The sequence below is a fragment of the Bacillus sp. CGMCC 1.16541 genome (assembly GCF_003184905.1).
Taxonomy (GTDB): domain Bacteria; phylum Bacillota; class Bacilli; order Bacillales; family Bacillaceae_H; genus Priestia.
This window is the reverse complement of sequence record NZ_QFRU01000004.1, coordinates 180,860-202,627: the sequence shown is the minus strand read 5'-3', so window position 1 is coordinate 202,627 and position 21,768 is coordinate 180,860. Positions and strand designations below refer to the sequence as shown.

The 21,768-nt window shown below is 38.4% G+C and carries 20 protein-coding genes; 15 read left to right on the top strand and 5 right to left on the bottom strand.

Annotation, left to right across the window (positions count from 1 at the left end):
- Window positions 1–27 precede the first annotated feature (27 nt).
- The 10 genes from DIS06_RS07355 to DIS06_RS07310 all read left to right on the top strand — a co-directional run bounded on the left by DIS06_RS07355 (window position 28) and on the right by DIS06_RS07310 (window position 9,365).
- The gene (locus DIS06_RS07355; RefSeq protein WP_110112596.1) at window positions 28–1,698 is read left to right on the top strand and encodes a sodium:solute symporter family protein; all 1,671 of its coding nucleotides are present in this window, start codon (window positions 28–30) and stop codon (window positions 1,696–1,698) included.
- Window positions 1,676–3,580 (top strand): DUF294 nucleotidyltransferase-like domain-containing protein, encoded by a 1,905-nt coding sequence (locus DIS06_RS07350; RefSeq protein WP_110112595.1) that lies wholly within the window; start codon window positions 1,676–1,678, stop codon window positions 3,578–3,580. The genes DIS06_RS07355 and DIS06_RS07350 overlap by 23 nt, the downstream gene beginning before the upstream one ends.
- A gap of 18 nt (window positions 3,581–3,598) precedes the next feature.
- Entirely contained in the window at window positions 3,599–4,261 is a 663-nt protein-coding gene (locus DIS06_RS07345) for a 3'-5' exonuclease (protein ID WP_110112594.1), read from the top strand.
- A 227-nt stretch (window positions 4,262–4,488) separates the two neighbouring features.
- Window positions 4,489–4,761 (top strand): sporulation transcriptional regulator SpoIIID, encoded by a 273-nt coding sequence (spoIIID, locus tag DIS06_RS07340; RefSeq protein WP_110112593.1) that lies wholly within the window; start codon window positions 4,489–4,491, stop codon window positions 4,759–4,761.
- 292 nt (window positions 4,762–5,053) lie between these two features.
- Window positions 5,054–6,055: a rod shape-determining protein gene (mreB, locus tag DIS06_RS07335; protein ID WP_110112592.1), complete on the top strand. Its 1,002-nt coding sequence runs from the start codon at window positions 5,054–5,056 to the stop codon at window positions 6,053–6,055.
- A gap of 46 nt (window positions 6,056–6,101) precedes the next feature.
- Window positions 6,102–6,938 (top strand): flagellar hook-basal body protein, encoded by an 837-nt coding sequence (locus DIS06_RS07330; RefSeq protein ID WP_110112591.1) that lies wholly within the window; start codon window positions 6,102–6,104, stop codon window positions 6,936–6,938.
- A 21-nt stretch (window positions 6,939–6,959) separates the two neighbouring features.
- Window positions 6,960–7,790, top strand: a complete 831-nt coding sequence (locus DIS06_RS07325; RefSeq protein WP_110112590.1) for a flagellar hook-basal body protein — start codon at window positions 6,960–6,962, stop codon at window positions 7,788–7,790.
- Between the two features lie 107 nt (window positions 7,791–7,897).
- Entirely contained in the window at window positions 7,898–8,332 is a 435-nt protein-coding gene (gene fabZ / locus DIS06_RS07320; protein WP_110112589.1) for a 3-hydroxyacyl-ACP dehydratase FabZ, read from the top strand.
- Between the two features lie 152 nt (window positions 8,333–8,484).
- Window positions 8,485–8,760 (top strand): hypothetical protein, encoded by a 276-nt coding sequence (locus DIS06_RS07315; protein ID WP_110112588.1) that lies wholly within the window; start codon window positions 8,485–8,487, stop codon window positions 8,758–8,760.
- 221 nt (window positions 8,761–8,981) lie between these two features.
- Window positions 8,982–9,365, top strand: a complete 384-nt coding sequence (locus DIS06_RS07310) for a hypothetical protein (protein WP_110112587.1) — start codon at window positions 8,982–8,984, stop codon at window positions 9,363–9,365.
- Between the two features lie 180 nt (window positions 9,366–9,545).
- Here the strand turns inward: DIS06_RS07310 and DIS06_RS07305 are convergent, their stop codons facing one another.
- On the bottom strand, window positions 9,546–9,962 hold the full coding sequence (locus DIS06_RS07305) for a helix-turn-helix domain-containing protein (protein WP_110112586.1): 417 nt from the start codon (window positions 9,960–9,962) through the stop codon (window positions 9,546–9,548).
- A gap of 346 nt (window positions 9,963–10,308) precedes the next feature.
- Between DIS06_RS07305 and DIS06_RS07300 the strand changes: the two genes are divergently transcribed.
- Window positions 10,309–10,515: a hypothetical protein gene (locus tag DIS06_RS07300; RefSeq protein WP_110112585.1), complete on the top strand. Its 207-nt coding sequence runs from the start codon at window positions 10,309–10,311 to the stop codon at window positions 10,513–10,515.
- A gap of 23 nt (window positions 10,516–10,538) precedes the next feature.
- Here the strand turns inward: DIS06_RS07300 and DIS06_RS07295 are convergent, their stop codons facing one another.
- Window positions 10,539–10,973: a YwpF-like family protein gene (locus DIS06_RS07295; protein WP_110112584.1), complete on the bottom strand. Its 435-nt coding sequence runs from the start codon at window positions 10,971–10,973 to the stop codon at window positions 10,539–10,541.
- A gap of 139 nt (window positions 10,974–11,112) precedes the next feature.
- Between DIS06_RS07295 and ssb the strand changes: the two genes are divergently transcribed.
- Window positions 11,113–11,442 (top strand): single-stranded DNA-binding protein, encoded by a 330-nt coding sequence (gene ssb / locus DIS06_RS07290; RefSeq protein WP_110112583.1) that lies wholly within the window; start codon window positions 11,113–11,115, stop codon window positions 11,440–11,442.
- Window positions 11,443–11,914: 472 nt separating this feature from the next.
- On the opposite strand, the gene DIS06_RS07285 is transcribed toward ssb, so the two are convergent.
- The 3 genes from DIS06_RS07285 to DIS06_RS07275 all read right to left on the bottom strand — a co-directional run bounded on the left by DIS06_RS07285 (window position 11,915) and on the right by DIS06_RS07275 (window position 17,431).
- Window positions 11,915–12,769, bottom strand: coding sequence for a C40 family peptidase (locus DIS06_RS07285; protein WP_110112582.1), 855 nt, complete (start codon window positions 12,767–12,769; stop codon window positions 11,915–11,917).
- A gap of 362 nt (window positions 12,770–13,131) precedes the next feature.
- Window positions 13,132–15,927 (bottom strand): DEAD/DEAH box helicase, encoded by a 2,796-nt coding sequence (locus DIS06_RS07280; protein ID WP_110112581.1) that lies wholly within the window; start codon window positions 15,925–15,927, stop codon window positions 13,132–13,134.
- Window positions 15,920–17,431 carry a PMZ-type zinc finger domain-containing protein gene (locus DIS06_RS07275; RefSeq protein WP_110112580.1) on the bottom strand — a complete coding sequence of 504 codons (1,512 nt, stop codon included), beginning with the start codon at window positions 17,429–17,431 and terminating at the stop codon, window positions 15,920–15,922. Before DIS06_RS07275 ends, DIS06_RS07280 begins: the two co-directional genes overlap by 8 nt.
- A 412-nt stretch (window positions 17,432–17,843) precedes the next feature.
- On the opposite strand from DIS06_RS07275, the gene galU reads away from it, so the two are divergent.
- The 3 genes from galU to DIS06_RS07260 all read left to right on the top strand — a co-directional run bounded on the left by galU (window position 17,844) and on the right by DIS06_RS07260 (window position 21,720).
- A complete protein-coding gene (galU, locus tag DIS06_RS07270; protein ID WP_110112579.1) occupies window positions 17,844–18,719 on the top strand; it encodes a UTP--glucose-1-phosphate uridylyltransferase GalU in 876 nt (291 codons plus the stop codon).
- Window positions 18,720–18,812: 93 nt separating this feature from the next.
- The gene (locus tag DIS06_RS07265) at window positions 18,813–20,129 is read left to right on the top strand and encodes a UDP-glucose dehydrogenase family protein (RefSeq protein WP_162595911.1); all 1,317 of its coding nucleotides are present in this window, start codon (window positions 18,813–18,815) and stop codon (window positions 20,127–20,129) included.
- A 307-nt stretch (window positions 20,130–20,436) separates the two neighbouring features.
- On the top strand, window positions 20,437–21,720 hold the full coding sequence (locus DIS06_RS07260) for a nucleotide sugar dehydrogenase (RefSeq protein WP_110112577.1): 1,284 nt from the start codon (window positions 20,437–20,439) through the stop codon (window positions 21,718–21,720).
- Window positions 21,721–21,768 lie beyond the last annotated feature (48 nt).

Below are 21,768 nucleotides of genomic sequence, written 5' to 3'. Positions count from 1 at the left end.
CACGCTCAAATAAAGGGGGAAACGTGAATGGATACGCAGTTTTGGGTCTCATTTTCTATTATTATTGTTACGTTTGCATTATATATCGGAATCGCTATTTATAATAAAGCACGTGCGACGTCTGAGTTTTATGTAGCCGGTCGGGGGATCCCAGCTATTTATAACGGAATGGCAATTGGAGCAGACTGGATGAGTGCAGCATCGTTTATCGGTATGGCTGGAACCGTTATGTTAATGGGGTATGATGGACTAGCTTACATTATGGGATGGACAGGCGGTTATTTACTCTTAACATTTTTATTAGCACCACAACTTCGTAAATATGGCCGATATACAGTACCTGAGTTTATTGGTGATCGATTTAATAGCCACCCAGCGCGTATTATCGCGGCGATTTGTACGATTTTAATTAGTTTTACGTACTCCGTAGGACAGCTATCAGGGTCTGGGGTTGTAATTGGTCGTTTATTTGAAATCGATGCAAAAGTAGGAACAATGATTGGGGTTGTCCTTATTGCCTTTTATGCGTCATTTGGTGGAATGAAAGGGATTACATGGACGCAAGTAGCTCAGTATATTATTTTAATCATTGCATATTTAATTCCAGTGATTTTTATGTCTCTTCAATTAACGAACAATCCAATTCCTTGGTTATCATATGGAAAAATAGTGTCTGAATTAGGAGAACTTGACCGCGCACTAGGTATCTCTGAATACTTTGCGCCTTTCACAGTCGATACGAAATGGCAGTTCTTAGCTCTTATGTTTACGTTAATGGCAGGTACAGCAGGCTTACCACACGTAATCGTACGTTTTTATACCGTGTCAACGATGAAAGCAGCAAGATGGTCAGGAGCATGGGCTTTATTGTTTATCGGTTTGTTATATATTTCAGCTCCGGCATATGCGGCATTTTCTCGTTTTATTTTAATGAAAAATGTAGCAGGAAGTGATATTAATAATTTACCAGCGTGGACAGAGTCGTGGGTTAACACAGGTAAATTACAATTAGCAGATGCAAATAGTGATGGAATTTTACAATGGTCAGAACTGATGATTGATAAAGATATTGTCGTAATGGCGACGCCTGAAATCGCGAATCTAGGTGTATTTGTCATTGGATTAGTAGCAGCAGGGGCGATGGCAGCAGCCCTTTCAACAGCCGGTGGATTAATGATTGCCATTTCGTCTTCGTTCGCTCATGACATTTACTATCGTGTATTAAAACCAGATGCATCTGAAAAGAAACGCTTATTTATGGCTCGTCTATCAATTGCATTAGCGGCTCTTTTTGCAGGATTAATTGCGTTAAATCCTCCAGGAGCGATTACACAAATCGTCGCGTGGGCATTCGCCATTGCATCGGGTACATTCTTCCCAGCGCTTTTATTAGGAGTATGGTGGAAGCGTTCAAATGCACAAGGCGTCATTGCGGGTATGCTTGTTGGGTTGTTTGTGACGTTAGGTTATATCATTGCAGCAAAATACGGTGGCTTCACAATTGCAGGTGTTATTGATACAGGTGCGGGTGTGTTTGGAGCGTTAGCGGCTATTTTAGCAAATGTTGTGGTTTCACTTGCAACGAAAGCACCTTCACAAAAAATTCAAGAAGAAGTGATGGATCTTCGTTATCCTGAACAGATGACCTATAAAGACGGTGAGGTTTGGATGAACGATGGAACAGACAAACAAATGTAAGCAACAAGCGCTGTTAAAAGTAGAACATCATCCATTGTTTCAAGGATTAACAAACGAAGAGATTTCGTCACTTTTACAATCATGTCAGTTAAAAAACTATCAATCTCATCATAATATATTGTTTGAAACGAAGCAGCAAAAGGGTCTCCTTTTGCTGCTTCATGGCATTGCAGAAGTATATATTAAAGATTCACAACATGAGCGTGAAGAAGTACTAGAAGTTGTGAGAGACGGACAACTTATCGGGTTTCCTACACTAGCTAATTTTCTAACAGAGACAGAAATTACTTCGCATGAAGATAACTTAGAAGTTCGCACATTAACAGAAGTAGAAGCAATACTTGTGCCACTTTCAGTTGTTGAAAGTAGGCTGCAAGATGAACACGTCAAACATTATTTATTAACACAAGTGTCTATTCGATTAAAGGGAGTTTATCAATCATTAGCGGACCAAATTGACTTAGCCAGTTCATTTGGCGAGAAGGATTCCATCATTTTACGTGTTCAAGAAGTCATGTCTCGTGATGTCGTTTCAGCGTCGTCTAATACGTCTATTTACGAAGTATCAAAGCGGATGATTGACCGCAATATTAGCTCGGTTGTTGTCATCGACCAACATGAGCTAGTCGGCATTGTGACCGAAAAAGACTTGGTGAAGCGAGTTGTTGCAGAAAAAAGAGATGTAGAAGATCCTATCGCAACGATTATGACACCACAGCCTGTTACGGTATCTCGTTTTTCTTATTACTATGAAGCGCTCGCGATGATGTTACTAAGAGGAATCAAGCATCTCCCCGTAATTGATCAAACGCAAGTAGTAGGGGTTGTCTCTTTATCTGATTTGTTACGTAAGAAAAATGAGAATATGATGAAGGTCATTCAAAAAATTGATCAAGCAGATGCATCTACTCTACCAGTCGTGAAAGAAGCAGCTTACGAAGTGCTCCAAACACTCCTTCGGCACCAAGTACCCGTTCTCAGTTTATTAGATATTATAACGAAACTTTATGATCGCCTCGTTACCCGTTGCATCGAGCTAGCTTTACAAGATTTAGAGAAAGAAGGACAGCAGCAACCGGCAGATTTTTGCTTTTATCAAATGGGAAGCAGTGGTCGCAAGGAACAGTTTCTCTTAACCGATCAAGACCATTTTTTAGTCTATGAAGGAGACAACCATGATTATTTTATGTTGTTAAGCAAGCGAATTGTAGAGTTACTTGAACAAGCGGGCTATGAGCGTTGTAAAGGTAACATGATGGCAAGTAATCATTACTGGAGAGGATCTGTTGAACAATGGAACAATCGTCTCCATTCTTGGACGCTTCAATCAACGAATGAAGTGATGTTAAATGTGCAAAACTTCTTTTCGTATCGCTTCTTGTATGGAAATGAATCGGTTCATCAATTGTTTGAATCTCACGTTCAAACACATATGAAGAGAGGCCAAATCTTATTATATCGATTAGCTGAACAAGAGAAGACAAAATTAATCCCGTCTATTCAGCAACGCTTTCGTTCCCTGCTACACCTTGAACGAAAACAAATTGATTTAAAAAAAGAAGTGTTGTTTCCGTATCATCATTCACTACAAATTTTAGCGGCTACTCATCAGATGCTTCAAGGCTCTTCGATGGACCAAATTGATCGACTAGTTCAACAAGGGGTGTTTACTGCTTCTTTTTCACAAGATATTAAAAAAGCGATTGAAACAATCCTTGAACTCTATATGCAATTAAAGTGGCGGCAACATGTCAATCATGAAGAGAAAAGCTCTGTGTTATCTTTTCAGACATTAACACTTCGTCAAAAGGATGAACTCATCTGGAGCCTCAAAACATTAAAGGAACTACAAACTAAAATGTTCCTACACTTCTCATTGTGAAGAGAAAGGGGGTAACGTGTGTTTTTTACAAGAAAACCATTTCCTGTTCAATTACATGAGCAACTTCCGCTCAACACAAGGATTGAAGATGTTGTATTTACAGTGTTTGACACAGAAACGACTGGATTTCAAATTGCATCGACAGACCGGTTAATTGAAATGGCAGCGGTGACCATAAAAGGGTGTGAAGTTCAACAGTCTGACACATTTCGATTATATGTGAACCCAGAACGACAAATTTCTCAGGAAATAACGGATTTGACAACCATCTCAAATGAACATGTTGCGGGTGCACCACTTTCCTTAGAAGCAATTGAACAGTTCTTTCATTTTGTTCAGAAGCATGGCACCACTTGTCTTGTTGGTCACTATGTCGCATTTGATATTCTTGTTTTGAAAAATGAGCTAAAACGGAATAAGTTTCATTTGAAGAAACTCCAACATCTCGATACACTCGACTTAATTGGTTTCATTGCTCCTTCTTTTGACATGAGAGATCTTGAAAGATATGCTCAAGTATTTGGTACGCGGATTTATCCTCGTCATCAAGCAATGGGAGATGCATTAACCACTGCTTATCTATTTGTGGAATTATTAGAGCATTTCAAAGATCGAGGCTACTCAACATGGGGAGATCTTCTACAAGTGACTTATTCGCCAACGCGGTATTTGTCTTTTTAAATCAGCTTGTTACTCAATATGTCGAACACCAAAAAAAAAATCAAAAAAATATGATAAAATCCTTGTCCCTCTTGACTTTTCTAGCATATATCCTCACCCAAGCTAATAAAATGTTACAAACCTAACAAAGAGAGTGTTTGAGGTGAGGCCGTAAACGAATCATTTCCTTTTGGAAAAGTCAGTCTCATTTCACACTTCTCACATCCAATTTGGGGAGGGCGAGTGGTGTGCACGATTACATCAAAGAGAGGACTATCAAGATTGGAAAGTATATCGTGGAGACAAAGAAAACCGTTCGTGTGATTGCGAAAGAATTCGGTGTTTCCAAAAGTACTGTCCACAAAGATTTAACTGAGAGGCTACCAGAAATAAACCCTGAATTAGCAAATGAAGTAAAAGAAATTCTCGATTACCATAAATCCATTAGACATCTACGCGGAGGGGAAGCAACAAAGTTAAAGTACAAAAAAGAAGAATTACAAGAGGAGCCTGTCAAATAAACCCGACAGTCAATTATGAAAAATCCAATCAACATAGTAAATAAAGATCAGGAGCAAACGCAACATGAGCGCTCCTGGTCTTTGTTTGTTTTTAGACGCAACCTCTTAGCCACCTACATATCTTAGATACTCGCTAAATAATCTTCCTCAACACTCCATAAGGGGGTATCCTACACTGAGATTTATTTTTGTAATTATCTACATGTGAAACCAATTTATGATAAAATAGTAAATTAGGGAAAAAAGATTCATCTTCCTATATAGAATGGTTAAATGGAAGGAGATTGTAAGTATGTTAGCTAAGGATATTGGTATCGATTTGGGTACCGCTAACGTCTTAATTCATGTAAAAGGAAAAGGAATCGTGTTAAACGAACCTTCAGTTGTTGCAATAGATAAAACGAATGGGAAAGTTCTAGCGGTTGGAGAGGAAGCTCGCCGAATGGTAGGGCGTACTCCAGGTCATATTATTGCAATTCGTCCATTAAAAGATGGGGTAATTGCAGACTTTGAAATTACAGAAGCGATGTTACGACATTTTATTAATAAGTTAAACGTAAAAGGCTTGTTATCAAAGCCTCGTATTTTAATTTGTTGCCCAACGAATATCACATCTGTTGAGCAAAAAGCAATTCGTGAAGCAGCCGAGAAAAGTGGCGGAAAGAAAATTTATTTGGAAGAAGAGCCAAAAGTAGCGGCAATCGGCGCTGGTATGGATATTTTCCAACCGAGTGGAAATATGGTTGTCGATATTGGTGGAGGTACAACAGATGTTGCTGTACTATCTATGGGAGATATCGTGACAGCTTCTTCAATTAAAATGGCTGGCGACAAGTTTGATAACGAAATTTTACAATATATCAAGCAGAAATATAAATTGCTGATTGGTGAGCGTACTGCCGAGGAAATAAAAATTAAAATTGGAACAGTATTTCCTGGTTCACGTGAAGAAGGGCTAGAGATTCGTGGACGTGATATGGTGTCAGGCTTACCACGTACTGTGACTGTTCATTCTCACGAGGTAGAAGAGGCGTTACGTGAGTCAGTGAGTGTGATCGTTCAAGCATCTAAAAGTGTATTAGAGCGTACACCACCAGAACTTTCTGCCGATATTATTGATAGAGGTGTTATTTTGACAGGTGGAGGCGCGCTGCTTCACGGGATGGATCAATTATTAGCAGAAGAGCTAAAGGTACCGGTTTTGATTGCTGAACATCCAATGGATTGTGTAGCGATTGGAACAGGTATTATGTTAGATAATATGGACAACCTTTCTCGTCGTCAGCTCATCTAATACACCTTTTTCGATAGATTATTGATGATAAAAAGAGGTGACTACTTTGTTTAAAGGCTTTTATACAGCAACAGCCGGTATGATTGCACAGCAAAGAAGAACAGATTTGTTAACAAACAATCTGGCAAACGCAAATACACCTGGATTCAAAGCAGATCAATCGTCACTACGAGCTTTTCCTGAGATGTTATTGCAACGTTTGGAATCCAAAGACGTCCCTGTGCAAAATGCCTTTCGTTTGCCAATGCAACAAACGGTTGGGTCTATACACGCAGGGGTTTATATGCAAGAAACGATACCTAATATGGCGCAAGGAGACATGCAACAAACAGGTCGCTTAACCGATATAGCCCTACTAGAACGTGCTGTGCCAGTAGATGAAAGTGGGCAAAAAGGGGCATTGTTTTTTGCGGTAGAAGGTAACAACAATGAGTTGAATTATACTCGAAATGGTAACTTCACAATTGATGCAGCAGGTTTTTTAACAACAACAGATGGACGTTACGTCTTAAGTGAGACAAACGAACGTATTCAATTGCAAGGTGAAAATATTCGAGTGAACGAAGCCGGAACGATCTTTGAAGGTAATACTCAAGTGGCACGTTTAAACGTGGCATATGCAAATGATTTATCAAATATCGTCAAGCGCGGAAATGGTCTCTATCAAACAGAAGATGGGCAACCATTGCCCTCTGCTATCGGAAATAATACGATTGCTTATGATATTCAGCAAGGCTTTTTAGAGCGATCAAGCGTCGACACTTCTCAAACGATGACAGAGATGTTAACTGCTTATCGTGCGTTTGAAGCAAACCAAAAAGTGATGCAAGCCTACGATCGAAGTATGGAGAAGGCTGTAAGTGAAATTGGGAGAGTTCGCTAAGAACGTTTAGGGGGATTATGAATGAATAGATCAATGATTACTGCCGCTAATACAATGAGCCAACTACAGCAACAATTAGACCTTATTAGTCATAATGTAGCTAATGTGAACACCGTAGGATACAAAAAAAGAGATGCAACGTTTAGTGAGATGCTGTATCAACAGTTTACGAATCAAAACATGGAAAGAAATGAAACGAATCGTCTTACACCCCCGGGTATTCGTCAAGGCGTCGGTGCAAAGTTAGGTGAAACGAAGCTTGTACTTACTCAAGGGGTGATTCAGGAAACAAGCAGAGATTTAGACGTTGCATTTTCGAAAGAAGGAATCTTCTTACAGGTTCTTGTAGAACAAAATGGTCAACGTGAAGTTCATTATACACGAGGTGGAAATCTTTATGTTAGATCAAGTGGTGAAGATGAAGCGATGTTAGTGAACGATAGTGGACACCCAGTTCTTGATGTCAATGATAACCCGATTGTGTTTTCGAACAACCCAAGAGACATTATCATTACACCAAGTGGAGAATTTGTCATCAAACCCCTTGACGAAAGTCTTCCAACACAAATCTTTGAATTGGGACTTGTTAAAGTCAATCGTCCGCAATTGTTAGAAGGTCGTGGAGGTAACCTCTTTACGTTATCTCTTAATAATGCAGAGGGTGCTGTTGAATCGCTTATAGGGCGAGAGCGTGAGCAAGCAGGGTTGCAACAAGGCGCACTTGAACAATCGAACGTAGATGTAAGTAAAGAGATGACGGACATGATGGTTACTCAACGGGCTTATCAATTTAACTCCCGTGCAATCTCGATTGCTGATCAAATGATGGGGCTTGTAAATGGTATTCGCTAATAATGGTACTAGTTTTTAGTAGTTGGTCATAAAAAATGATTGCACCATTGACAAGCATTCGGTATAGTTAAAGTAACTTATGCTTTTATCCGAAAGGAGACTACACTATGCTTGATATCCAACAAATTAAAGACATTATTCCACATCGCTATCCATTTTTACTAGTGGATCGAATTTTAGAAATTGAAGAAGGCAAGAGTGCCGTTGGAATTAAAAATGTTTCTGCAAACGAAGAATTTTTCAACGGACATTTTCCAGACTATCCAGTTATGCCTGGTGTACTAATTGTGGAAGCGTTAGCTCAAGTTGGTGCAGTTGCCATGCTGAAAAAGGAAGAAAATCGTGGTCGTTTAGCTTTTTTTACAGGCATTGATAATTGTCGTTTTAAAAAGCAAGTGAGACCAGGTGACCAACTACGTTTAGAAGTTGAAATGGTTCGCGTCAGAGGTGCAATTGGAAAAGGAAGAGGCATTGCCACTGTAGACGGAGAACTTGTTTGTGAAACAGACATTATGTTTGCATTAGGTGAAAAAAACGAATAGTTCATTTTATGATAAAAGTTGCTTCAGGAGTGAATGGAAGCAGCTTTTTTGTATTGGTGTAAGGGATATGAATATTTCGTTAATCAATGGGTAATCTATACACAGACCGCTGCAATTTGTGGTCATACATACAAGAGAAAGGAGACGAACTGATGAAGAAACTATCTTTGATGGTAACAGCATTACTTTTATCGGCAATGGCGTTAACAGCTTGTAATAATCAAGAGCCTCCACCAGAAGAAGATCCAAACATGGAACAAGCTCCTGAAGATAACAACGGTGAAAACGACATGGCGCCAGAAGAAGATCAAGCTCCTGGTATGGAAGAAAATGATTCAATGGGCGACGATGAGAACATGGAATCAGATGGTGAAGACATGATGGAAGACCCGGAAGATATGGGCGATAAAGACAAGAAAGACGAATAATAGGTAAACACCAATCCCTTTTCTTAAAGCTTTTTTAAGAAAGGGATTTATTTTTGATTAAGTCAATTTATCTCCTAATAGAGAAGGATTAGTACGGATAAGTATGGATAAGTGAAAAAGAGTGATAGATCGACCTCAACTCTGATGGAAGATGACAGTCTTTGTAAAGTTTGATAAAATTATTAAATATGGAAACTAGATGTTGGAGGTACTTTCAATAAATGTTAAAAAATTTATCGCCTGGCACCAAGAGTAGTATTACAAGATCAATTGCTACAACGTTTAAAACGTATATGAGCAACATTGAGTGGAACGAGGAGCAATTTAAGTTAGAAGACTTTATTCAGGAATGGAAGCAGTATATTGCAGAACATGCATCTTGGTATAAGAACCTTGATGAAGAAATAAAGGTCAATCCCACGTTTCATGAGGAATTAGCAGGTAAAATTAATGAGACAATTGACAAAGTGTTAAAGGAAAGTCCGACTGAAGAGCAGATTGAATTAGTAGAAGCTCTTTTAAAACAACACAATATGACTCATATTCATTATTCGTGTAAAGAAGAAGCGCGTTTCTGGATTGAGAAGCTTCAAAGTAAGGGATAAAGTAGAGTAAAGGATAAGTAGACAGAACGGAAAAAACCTTCACATTACCGCTCACTACATGTTTAACGATCGGTTAATAACAAGCATGCAATTTCTTGTCGAAAGAAATGATAAATGAAAAGATGTTGTTCTCAAAAAGCAATGAAAAAACGAAATGTCATCTCGTTTTTTCATTGCTTTTTAGTCATTTAATTCCGCTAATTGTGTAATGAATGAGGTTATCAGTGGAACACGATTTTTTTGTTTGACTAAGGATAAATGTGTGAGCTTATGTAAGGAAAATTGTAAAAGAGGATAGTTTGTAAGTAATTCCACAACCTCATATAATCCTGCATCTAGTACAGGTTGGCCGACTTGGTAAGATGATCGTCCTTCTGATAAGGTTTGCATTTTTGAAAAGTCTCTTCCGACAAGGTAATCAAGGCTAATATTAAAAAAATCACAAATTGTTGTTAGATCTTCTAAAGAAGGAGATTGAGTGTTAATCTCAAACTTCGCTAACTTTGAACGTGACATCTTTATTCGATGAGCTAATTCGTTTTGTGAAAGTCCAGCTTGTTTCCGCAAAGATATTATTTTTTCTCCAATAGACTTCATGGATAAACACTACTTTCTAAGAAATTTGTCACATTTTTTACTACCAAAAGACAAAAAGAACACTTTTTTAAATTTGTTCGTATTATGAACAATATTAGGTTTTTACGTAAAAAACGATCGAGGTATGACATCAACGAATTTCTTATTAATTAAGAGAACAAAAGGAAAAAAGTAAGTTAACTAGATTTGTATAGTGATAATCTTATTAATAAGTAAAGCTGATTAAGATGAATAAAATAAGATGAAAACCTTCGTGTTTTGCGTTTCTAACAAAATAAAAAACGTGTTGTAATTTGGTAAAAAAGGTTTATTATTACAATTGTAACATGTAAAAAGGAGGGGGAAAATGGCGAAATATTACCTACGAAAGCCACATAGACATAAAAGAGATGTAAGATTAAATCGAGACGCCCATTTATTTTTAGGAAAGCGACAGCCGCATTCTGTATTCGATCCACTTCAAAACTATTCTCTTCAGCAATGCTGCGTTCAAAAAAAGGAAATAAATCAACCATCGAAATTTGTTTCCATACTTCCTAACTCTCCACCTTAAATGATCACTGTATAGTTAATTCGTTACTGTGCTGATGGACGTGTTGTCTTTTTATCTTGTAGATGCAATCTGAATTGGGTTAACAGTTGTGGACCGCTTAAACCTTTTTCAATTAAATCAGCTAATACGATCTCTGACATATTCGTTCTTCGCTCCGTTAACAATCCATCCATTAATACGCTAATTCGATTACCAATTGTGGTAATATGTGTGACAACTGCAGACAGTGTTGCTGGATCATTACTCTTTTTTGAAATGGTTGCGTACACTTTAAACGTTTCCTTATTCATCATTAATCTTTGAAACATAACTTCATATTCCTTATCAAGCAAAGCTTCTAAAACCCAATGGTTTTCACCATCTTCTTTATTGATAATCAATCCATCTAGTAACGTAACAGGCTGAGGTTTATCGTGTTTATCAGCAAATTGAAGAGCCACTAATTTAAAGGTTTTCATAATTGAATCCTCCTTTACAATTAATTGGAAGCTTTCATGTGAACCATTATAACATACGAACGAGTTAATTTTCACATTATTCTTTCTAGTTGAAAGAGCGGCCAGTATGATGTCAGATGAACAGAAAGGTTGAGAGAATGTGATCAATCAATTAGTTCTTGTCGGTCGATTAACAAAAGATCCAGAGCTTCGTTATACAAATGAAGGAATTCCTTTTTCACATGTGACTCTTGCGGTTAGTCGCCATTATCGCAACTCAGATGGAGAAGTAGAAGCTGACTTTGTAAATGTCACGCTGTGGAAGAAGCAGGCTGAAAATACGGTTAGTTATTGTAAAAAAGGCGCCCTTATAGGAGTGACAGGTAAAGTACAATCCAGGTCATTTGAAAACCAACAGCAACAACGCGTCTACGTAACTGATATTGTAGCTGATTATGTGAAATTTTTAAGTAGTAAACGTGAAATGTAATTAAAGAAAAAGAAAGGGGGTGGTGAGTGAGATGCAGTACTTGATGTGGAAGGGGGCGAATTGGAATAAAAGGGACGATAACAAAAAGGTAACGTAACTGTCATTATAATCATTCATTAGCAACTTTCTATGTTGTACATGTTCACATGCGAATATAAAAGAAAAACCTCTAAGGTGCTGAAAAGAAGCACTGTCCTCTCAACAACGAGTTTAGTCACTAAACTCTCTCCAAAACGCTGTTCCAAAGATAAGAAATAATCCGCTTATATGATGCACGAAAGTGCCCTCTACTTATTGAACTGTTGAAACATTGTTTTCAACAGTCTTTTTTTGGGGAGAGAAGATATATAGGCCACGTTACATTTTTCAGTGATACCATGTAACGTGACCTTTTGGATCAGTATGTTATTCGTAAAAGAGGTTACTAGAGGAGTTTATCTAGTAACCTCGTAAGTATCTATCTAAATGGTAATTAGGATTGAGTATAGCGTTTTGCACCAAGGTAACGTGCTTTCCAGTAACTATTGTCTAGGTTTGTAATGGTAACACCAGTGGATGATCCTGCATGAATAAAGGAGTTGTTACCAACATAGATCCCCATGTGAGACGGCCCTGCTGCATAAGTAGTGAAAAAGACAAAATCTCCTGGCTGAAGGTTTGTGACAGGTTGTGATGCATTCCAGTAGCTAGCTGTATTTACTCGCTTTGCATTAGGTTGCTGTTTATTTAACACATAATAAATAAAGCCACTGCAATCAAAGCCTTTTGGAGTAGAACCTCCCCACTGATAAGGAACTCCCATCAAGGATTTTGCATCGTCAATCAATGTCGTGACATTGACACGATTAGGTGTAGGTGTATTTTCAACAGGAGTTGGCCTCGGTGACTCGTTTCCACCTTTAATCGTCAACTCTTGACCGACACGAATCGTATCAGAACGCAGTAGATTAAGTGCTTTAATGTCTTGAACTGATAGGCTAAAACGTTGTGAAATGCCCCATAATGAATCGCCACTTTTCACTACATACGTAGTTGGTTCAGCCTTAACAGGTTGTGGAATAGGGGGAGTAGGTGGTGGAGTCGCGACTACATTACCTGTAGAGGAAGAGGGAATGACTAACTGTTGTCCAATATAGATTGTATCTGAAGTTAGATTATTCTGACTTTTTAAGTCTGCAACTGATACTTGATAAGTGCGTGCAATCCCCCATAGTGAATCGCCGCTTTTAACCTTAATGGTTTCTGTCGAGGCTGCCGCTGACGACTGAAACAAAAAAGTACCTCCAATTAAAGCTCCAAATGTAACCGCCATCCTTTTTTTGTTCATGCTTTTTTCCTCCTAATTTGTAAAAGATAATTGAAACCTAGTTATCTACTAACTAAGTATGTTTATGTATAAATGATTTAATAGTCTGATAATAATCTTTTGAATGGATAAAAACGATGTAAGTATCATCAATTATTCATGAAAAAAGAGTATTTTCCTGCTAATTATTCCAATTTGTTACGTGTTTTTTCAGAAATCTAGCAAATCTGACATCTATTTTCTCTATTATGTCGCATTTACTAGATTGAGCCATATATATGTATAATATGATAGAAAAAAAAGAAAAAGTAAAGAGTCCGAACTAGGACTTTTTAACTTTTTCTTTTAAAATCTTGTAAAATGTTGTCCATTTCTCTGATTTTTTAGTTGTTTGGACTTGGTTCTTTTGAATCTGTTGCGCCTTCTTTGTGATAAGTCAACAACTCCTTTAGATCATCAGTAGATAGATCGGTTATCCACTGATTTTCCCCGATAATCTGTTCATTTAATGCTTGTTTGTCGCTCATCATTCTGTCAATTCTTTCTTCGATTGTTCCAACTGTCATCAGCTTGTGAACGTGAACAAATTTTGTTTGACCCATTCGATACGCTCGATCGGTTGCTTGATTTTCAATCGCAGGGTTCCACCAGCGATCGACGTGAATGACATGGTTTGCCGCTGTTAAGTTAAGACCCGTGCCCCCGGCTCGTAACGAGAGAATAAAAATAGATGCGTTTCCTTCTTGAAATGTTTCGACCATTTCGTCTCGTTGTGTTTTAGAAAGTCCTCCATGTAAAAATAGAGCTTCTTCGTTTCTTTCTTTTTTAACCATTCGCTCAATCATCATGCCCATTTCCACATATTGAGTAAAAATGAGACAGCTTTCACCATGCGCTCGAATTTCGTTTATTAATGCTAGTAATGTCTCTAGTTTGTGAGAGCGTTGAATTGTTTGTTTTGTGACAGGTTCTTTTAGATAAAGAGCTGGATGATTGCACAGTTGTTTTAATTTAGTTAACATCTGTAAAATAAAACCTTTTCGCTCAAACGATGATCGCTTTTCGACTTCTGTTAATGTATCTTTTACGAGCTGTTCGTATAAAGAAGCTTGCTCAATTGTCAGTGGAATGTAGTGCTTTTGTTCACTTTTACTTGGTAAGTTCAGCTGGACTTGCTGATCTTGTTTGGTGCGTCGCATCATGAATGGCTGAATGAATCGCTGCAGCTGTGTCACTTTTTGTTCATCTTTTTCTTTTTCAATGGGTGTAACAAATGTTCGTTGAAAAGCCGGCAATGTTCCTAAATAGGTTGGGTTTATAAAATCGTAAATGGCCCACAGTTCTGTTAAACGATTTTCCATCGGTGTCCCAGTTAGGGCAATTTTATGTGTACCCATTAGCTTTCGAATCATACGAGATTGCTTCGTGTAAGCGTTTTTTATATGCTGTGCTTCATCTAAGCAAACGGTAGACCAATGAAGAGAAGACAACATGTCAAAATCAAGAACGGCCAGTTGATAAGAGGTAATAACGATATCCGCCTTCTTCGCTTGAGTGTGAAACGTTTCCTCACTTGCTCGCTTTGCCCCGTAATGTACGTAAATGTTTAACGAAGGGGCAAATTGTTTGAATTCACGTTCCCAATTGCCAATTAATGATGTTGGACAAATAAGCAATGATGATTTTGCATCTTTTTGTTTGTGTACATGAGTGAAATATGCAATAAGCTGAATCGTTTTTCCAAGTCCCATATCATCGGCTAAGCAGGCGCCTAGACCGTGTTGGCGTAAAAATAAAAGCCAATCTACTCCTTCTTGTTGATAAGGTCGAAGCTTACCTTGAAACGAAGAAGGAACACCATGTGTTGCTAATGGCTTTTTCCTATTTAAATGTTGAATGAACTCTTTGAATGACTGTGATAAGTCAATGGAAACAGAAGAGCGTGATGCTGTGTCATCTTCTGATTGAATCATTTCGTGAGAAGAGCGATTTAGCTCAGTTGAAAGCACATCCCGCACATGAATGCCACGTTTCGTTGCTTCACGCAAAAGTGACTGTGCTCGTTTGATAAAGTGGGGATCTAGTTTGATCCATTGTCCATCAACATAAAGCAAGCGGCGCTTTTGCTCAACAAGACGTTGAAATTCTGCTTCTGACAAAGATACACGACCTAACGAAAACTTCCACTCATAATTGACAAGTGATTGTAAGCCAAAAAATGACGTGCCTTCATGACTTGGTTCATCTGTCAGTGATACACTCATCTTCATATTTAACTTATTGACTGCTTGCCACCAAGCTGGTAAGTGAATATCAACACCTGCTTGTAGCAATGTTTCACTTTCATTTGTCAAAAAAGTCCATGCTTCTTCTTCTGTTAACCATTCATTGACCCACACTGATTCACCGTCTAAAATAGGTGCAAGCTTTTTCCACTTTGCATGTTGTCTTGCAATATAAGATGTGTGTTGATCCCATTCATGAGGCAGGGAGCCATGAAAGATAAATGGCTCTTTGTTCTCATGATGTGGAAGGATCAGTGTTTGTATGTGCCATAGACCTCCGTCTTCATCAGGCTCCATAAGGCGTAAAATGAGTTGAAAGGGCACATCTACTTCCTGAAGTCCTCCTTGCTCCAGCCAATCCTGCTTATCGACAATAATGGAGTCAGATTGGAAGGATGCATGTTGAGTGGTGATGTCATTCCAAGCGACTCTCACTTGTTCATCTTCATCAATCAGCTCATTCACCACATGAGAAAGTAAATACGTTGTTTCTACGTCTACATAATCAATCGTTGCTTCCCATTGAAGGGTTCCATTTTCCCAACCCGTCAAGCTTGGAATAAACTGTTCACGTTCAATTAACTTTTCCACGTCTTTTGCTCGGTTGACCCACTTTTCTGTCTCAGTTGAAAGAGACAATTGCAGAACAGATTCACCCCATGATTGTTTCAGTAAGCAAAAAGCCTCCCACGGCGACAGTAAGATACCTTCCTTATCATGAAGTGTTGTCGTTTGAACGAGTGTTCCATAATACGTCGGCTGATGCCACAAAAGGACAGCTTTTTTCCATGAGTCCACTTTGATTCCATCACCTTGCTTTGTGGTGCAATAAATGAAAAATTGGTGACTTGGTTGTAGGTCTACATGTAAGGTCATATCAAATAAATCAAACATGAATCAGCTTTCCTTTCTGCAATGCTTGTTGAAACGCCCGTAGCGATTTTGTTGATGCTGTTAGTTTTTTTAAAAAAATATCATACTCTTGTTGTTCATTTAGAGATACATACAATTCTTTTAATTCACATAGAACATGAACGGCTTCTTCATAGCTCTTTCGATTTCGCTGCTCAATAAGGTGGTGAATGGATTGGTGATAAATCGGTAACAGCCATCGAAGGTTTTCCCTTTTTATCACGGCTAACACGTCTTTTTCGTACTCAATCATGTTGTATTGAAAAGAGGTTTGCAGTTCAATCCATTGCTTTAACTCTGCTCGTTCATATAAAAAGCGACTATATTCAATAAAACTGTACGGAAGTAATTGACGCAATGCTCGCACATAAGAGTGTTCGTCGTACGATTCTGCTACTGTTAAAATCATTGCCACCATATTTCGGCTGCCTTGGTAAGAAGGGATACTTCGGATATAAGCGCTCATCTGTTTCTCGATATACGTCATCCATTTCTGTGCACGTTTTTTTTCTCCACTCATCACAACAGAAGTAGCCCATTTCATGGCATGAAGAAACGTGACAAGAGGTTGAGATTTGATACAAGTAATGGCTTTGACATCTTTTTGTTGCAAGAAAAATAAATGAGCTTGAGCAACCGTTTGCTCTAATGAATCTCCTTTAGTGTGTTGTTGTTCACGTTGAATCCATTCAGGTTTTGCAAACAAGTTCGACCATAGCATTTGATAAAGCTCGAGCTTTTCATTTTGCAACACGGTTGATGGATGCAACAATGTACGTACGTGCGACATACTAGAGAGAAGAAGCGTTTCCTCATAAGGAGATAAATCTTGCTCGTGTAGATGAGAAAGATGAAGATCAACCTCTTCTAACAATGAATAAACATACGGGCGTACAAATGAATCTAAGCGCTGTGACGTGATGTCTTGAGTCGCAATCAACTCTCCTACTTTTAAAAATAGATACACGCCACCGTAAATAATATAAAGCTCTCGTAACGGTGAAGAAGTAGGAGCTTGCTTTTTGACTTTGTGATGATAGTGGCGATATAACTTCTCATAAATGGTAAAATCAACGGTTGAATGCTGCTCGATAAAAGCCTCGTACTGTTGTTGAAATTCTTCGTTCCAATGTGCAAAAGAGTTAGATATTTTTGATTGAGATGAAGGTTTTAACGCTGATAATGAAAGGAGCGGTTTTGTTTGCTCCTTCCATGCACGAATGAATGCCATAATGTCATGTTGTGACGCATAGTGATGAAAGCATGCAGCAAAAATGTGTTCACAAGGAAAAGGCTTGCCACAAGAACATGTGCAGTTTTGTAAGTACTGTTCATGAAAGTGAACTTGTTCATTTTCAACAAAGGTGCGCTCTAACGCGTCTTTTACTGTTACTTGTCCCGAACGATATAGCTGAAGTCCAGTTAATGCCGCTTTTCTAGTCGTCACATCGTCATATGAAAATAATTGAAAAAATTGCTCCTTCATCGTTGACTAATCCTTTCGTTCTAAGCCTAAGAGAGAGTTTGTGTTTTCTTGGCTGATGATGTACCTCTCTTTTTTTGAGTAAAGTGGTTACATCGTTTAAATATCTATCAAAAAATTATAAAGGAATGCAGATAGAAAATCTAATGGGCAAGTTGCATAAACATTCTTTGTAAAACGAAAGAGAGGCGAAACATAAGATTTATGCAAATTTATACGAGTTAAAACACTTCAATATTTTCCACCTTTTGTAAAGAAGATTCGCGTTATATTTACGGAATAGAAATAGAATTACCCTACCCATTTTGGTATGATAAGGATGAAAAGAACGAGATGAGCGATCCTTTAGCATGAAAAAGCGCTTCCTTACGATAAGATAGCTCTATAAGCGATATAGAGGATAGGGGGACAATGAATGAAAATACGTAAAGCCATTATTCCAGCTGCGGGATTAGGGACGAGGTTTTTACCTGCGACAAAAGCGCAGCCAAAAGAGATGTTACCGATTGTTGATAAACCAACCATTCAATATATTGTAGAAGAAGCAGTTGCATCAGGAATTGAAGATATTATGATCATTAGTGGTCGAGGTAAACGTGCGATTGAAGATCATTTTGATAAATCTTATGAGTTAGAAGAAACGTTAGCGCAAAAAGAAAAATGGGATTCTCTTGAAGAGATTCAAGCGATCTCAAACTTAGCGAACATTCACTACATTCGCCAAAAAGAGCCGAAAGGGCTAGGGGACGCTATTCATTGTGCACGAAGTTTTATTGGCAATGAGCCTTTTGCTGTGATGTTAGGCGATGACATTGTACAATCAGATGTGCCGTGTTTACGTCAATTAATGGATGTGTACGAAGAGCATCGCTGCTCGGTTGTAGGTGTGCAAGAAGTAGCCGATGAGGATGTTTCAAAGTATGGAATCGTTGCTCCAAAAGAATCAACGTTACATAATCGGATTTTAACGGTTCAATCACTTGTTGAGAAGCCTTCATTTGAACAAGCTCCTTCAAACTATGCGATTATGGGACGTTATATATTAACACCTGAAATTTTTCATATTCTTCAGGAGTTACCTCCAGGTACAGGGGGAGAAGTACAGTTAACCGATGCGATTCGACAGTTGAGTGAATTTCAATCTGTCCTTGCTTACTATTTTGAAGGAGTGCGCTATGATGTCGGAGATAAGTTTGGTTTTATTAAAGCAACCGTTGATTTTGCACTAAGACGAGAGCATCTTCGAGATGAGTTATTGGCGTATTTTGATGATATTATGAAGCAAGGGTAAGCAAGGGATCACTCACATTTTATAAAGTCGATTATGGGACATATGTAGGTTTTGAAAAAGTGAGATAGATTGTAGATGTGTGGAGGTAGTTTTGTGGAAATTTCAATTGCAGGAACGGGATATGTAGGCCTTGTGACAGGTGTTTGTTTGTCTGAGGTCGGCTATCATGTGACGTGCTATGACATAGATGAAGAGAAAGTGCAACGCATGAGAGATGGTGTTTCACCAATTTATGAGCCAGGCCTTGAAGAGCTAATGAAAAAGAACATTGAAGCAGGTCGCCTTCACTTTACGTCATTAGCAACCGAAGCGTATAAAGATAAAGATTTCATTTTTATTGCCGTAGGAACACCTGAGCGAGAAGATGGGTCAGCGAATTTACAATACGTAGAGGCGGTAGCCAAAGCCATTGCGACGCATGCAACAAAAGATACGATTGTCGTTACGAAGAGTACGGTACCCGTTGGAACAAATGAACATGTAAAAGCGATTCTAACAAAGGAAAATAAGCATGATGTTCAGTTTTACATTGCGTCAAATCCAGAATTTTTACGAGAAGGTTCTGCTGTCTATGACACATTCAATGGTGATCGAATTGTCATTGGGGCAGAAAATGAAGAAGTAGCATCGAAAGTAGCGGCTTTATATGAGCCGTTTCGTTTACCAATGGTGAAAACGAGCATTCGCAGTGCTGAGATGATTAAATATGCAGCGAATGCATTTTTAGCTACGAAAATTAGCTTTATTAATGAAATGGCCAACATCTGTGAGCGAGTAGGTGCGAACATTGATGATGTGTCATCAGGGATTGGCATGGACAAACGCATTGGAAAAGAGTTTTTACGTGCAGGAATTGGCTATGGTGGCTCTTGCTTCCCTAAAGATACAAAAGCACTGCTTCAATTAGCGAGTGAACAGGATTACACGTCTCCGATGCTTCAGTCTGTCATTGAAGTGAACGACAAGCAGCGAGTTGTGCTTTATCAAAAAGCCATTGAAAGACTTGGCTCATTAGTAGGAAAACGCGTAGCCGTACTAGGTCTTGCTTTTAAGCCGAACACAGATGATATCCGTGAAGGAGCGTCTCTGTTGTTAATTGATGCCTTATTAAAAGATGGCGCACACGTATCTGTGTATGATCCAATTGCGATGCCACATGTGGAGAAGTTATTTGGTGAAAAGCTTCAATATGCCGCATCTCCAGTTGATGCCATTACTGAAGCAGATGTTGCGTTTATCGTAACAGAGTGGAACGACATAAAGAGCTTGCCACTAACGACTTATCTCGAAAAGATGCACACACCAATCATTTTAGACGGACGAAATTGTTATACCATAGAAGAAGCGAAGAAACATCCGATTACGTACGTATCAATCGGTCGAGAGTCCATCGAACAAAGTCGCTTATAAGCGACTTTTTTGTTGTGTGAAATGATAATAAGAATAAACCTCTAAACAAATAATAAGGATACTCAACTTTTCTTTTTAAATAGGTAGGAATTGTTACCTCCTGTTTTTAAGTTTCTTCAGTCTTTTTATTAGGAAGTAAGGTTTGTTTTTTATGTATCATGATAGAAATATGCACAGCCCATTGAGGCGGCAAGAGATAAATTCTTTTCATGTTTTTCGATAAATGCTATCATGATTTTGTATTTTTCGATATAATATCATGTAGGTTAAAATTACAAAGGAAGTCATACAAAGGAGATTTTCTGCAATGACAAAGAAGTTATGCGTAGTTGGCTTAGGCTACATTGGACTACCAACAGCTGTGATGTTTGCAAACCATGGCTTAATGGTTCATGGTGTAGATGTAAATGAAAGAGCAGTTGAATTAATTAATAAAAAACAACTTCACATAGAAGAGAATGGATTACAAGAACGCTTAATATCAGCGGTTGAAAGCGGAAACTTTACTGCTTCAACGAAACCGGAAGAAGCGGACGTATTTATCATCGCCGTTCCCTCTCCAATTAATGCGGATAAAACAGCAAATTTAAATTACGTGCGTGAAGCAACGAAATCGATTGCTCCATTTGTTCGTAAAGGCAACTTAGTGATTTTAGAATCAACTGTTCCTCCTCGTACAGTAGAAGATGTGATGCTACCTGTATTAGTAGAAACAGGCCTTGAGATTGGAACAGACATTTTCGTTTCGCATTCACCTGAGCGCGTGATTCCAGGTAAAGTATTTGAAGAGTTAATTAACAATGACCGTATTGTTGGTGGAATTAATGAAGAATCAAGTCGCCTAACTGTTGAACTTTACCAAACATTTGTTAAAGGAAATATTCATGTAACGGATGCGACAACAGCCGAAATGGTAAAAGTAATTGAAAACACGTACCGCGATGTGAATATTGCTTTTGCAAATGAGTTGGCTAAAATCAGTGAAAAAATTGGAGTGAATGCTTGGGAAGCGATTAAACTTGCCAACTATCATCCACGTGTAAATATTCATTTACCAGGCCCTGGTGTAGGTGGTCACTGTATTGCGGTTGACCCATGGTTCTTAGTAGAACTTCAACCTGAGTTAGCGAAGATTATTTCATTGTCTCGTCAAACAAACGACTCGATGCCAGAATATACAGCATTAAAAGCAAAGAGCATTATTGAGCAAAAAGGGATTCAGCATGGTCGTGTAGCCGTACTAGGGTTAGCGTTCAAAGGAAACATTGATGATATGCGTGAAAGTCCTTCAACAGAAGTGATTCATCACCTAGAACAAGCTGGCGTAGACTATACAGCTTTTGATCCACATATTAAAGAGAACAAGTTAGCGCGTCAAACACAAAGCTTAGAAGAAGCGGTTTCTCACGCAGACTTAATTCTCGTTTTAACAGATCACAATGAATTTAAAGAATTAAGTCCTAAAACAGTCAAAGGATCTATGCGCACACCAGTTATTTTTGATACGAAAAACTGCATTGATCGTCAAAAGTGGGAATTAGCTGGATTCGACGTTGTTTCATTAGGTGATTCCAAAAACTCATCTTTATAAGGTAAGGGAGCAAAGATGGGCAATTTGCCCGTCTTTCTCCACTTCTTT

Bases quoted from the DNA above. Each gene is read 5' to 3' on its own strand.
- mreB (WP_110112592.1), top strand. From the start codon at position 5,054: ATGTTAGCTAAGGATATTGGTATCGATTTGGGTACCGCTAACGTCTTA.
- DIS06_RS07260 (WP_110112577.1), top strand. From the start codon at position 20,437: ATGACAAAGAAGTTATGCGTAGTTGGCTTAGGCTACATTGGACTACCA.
- DIS06_RS07325 (WP_110112590.1), top strand. From the start codon at position 6,960: ATGAATAGATCAATGATTACTGCCGCTAATACAATGAGCCAACTACAG.
- DIS06_RS07275 (WP_110112580.1), bottom strand. From the start codon at position 17,431: ATGAAGGAGCAATTTTTTCAATTATTTTCATATGACGATGTGACGACT.
- DIS06_RS07285 (WP_110112582.1), bottom strand. From the start codon at position 12,769: ATGAACAAAAAAAGGATGGCGGTTACATTTGGAGCTTTAATTGGAGGT.
- DIS06_RS07355 (WP_110112596.1), top strand. From the start codon at position 28: ATGGATACGCAGTTTTGGGTCTCATTTTCTATTATTATTGTTACGTTT.
- DIS06_RS07350 (WP_110112595.1), top strand. From the start codon at position 1,676: ATGGAACAGACAAACAAATGTAAGCAACAAGCGCTGTTAAAAGTAGAA.
- galU (WP_110112579.1), top strand. From the start codon at position 17,844: ATGAAAATACGTAAAGCCATTATTCCAGCTGCGGGATTAGGGACGAGG.
- DIS06_RS07305 (WP_110112586.1), bottom strand. From the start codon at position 9,962: ATGAAGTCTATTGGAGAAAAAATAATATCTTTGCGGAAACAAGCTGGA.
- DIS06_RS07295 (WP_110112584.1), bottom strand. From the start codon at position 10,973: ATGAAAACCTTTAAATTAGTGGCTCTTCAATTTGCTGATAAACACGAT.
- DIS06_RS07315 (WP_110112588.1), top strand. From the start codon at position 8,485: ATGAAGAAACTATCTTTGATGGTAACAGCATTACTTTTATCGGCAATG.
- fabZ (WP_110112589.1), top strand. From the start codon at position 7,898: ATGCTTGATATCCAACAAATTAAAGACATTATTCCACATCGCTATCCA.
- DIS06_RS07280 (WP_110112581.1), bottom strand. From the start codon at position 15,927: ATGTTTGATTTATTTGATATGACCTTACATGTAGACCTACAACCAAGT.
- DIS06_RS07300 (WP_110112585.1), top strand. From the start codon at position 10,309: ATGGCGAAATATTACCTACGAAAGCCACATAGACATAAAAGAGATGTA.
- DIS06_RS07310 (WP_110112587.1), top strand. From the start codon at position 8,982: ATGTTAAAAAATTTATCGCCTGGCACCAAGAGTAGTATTACAAGATCA.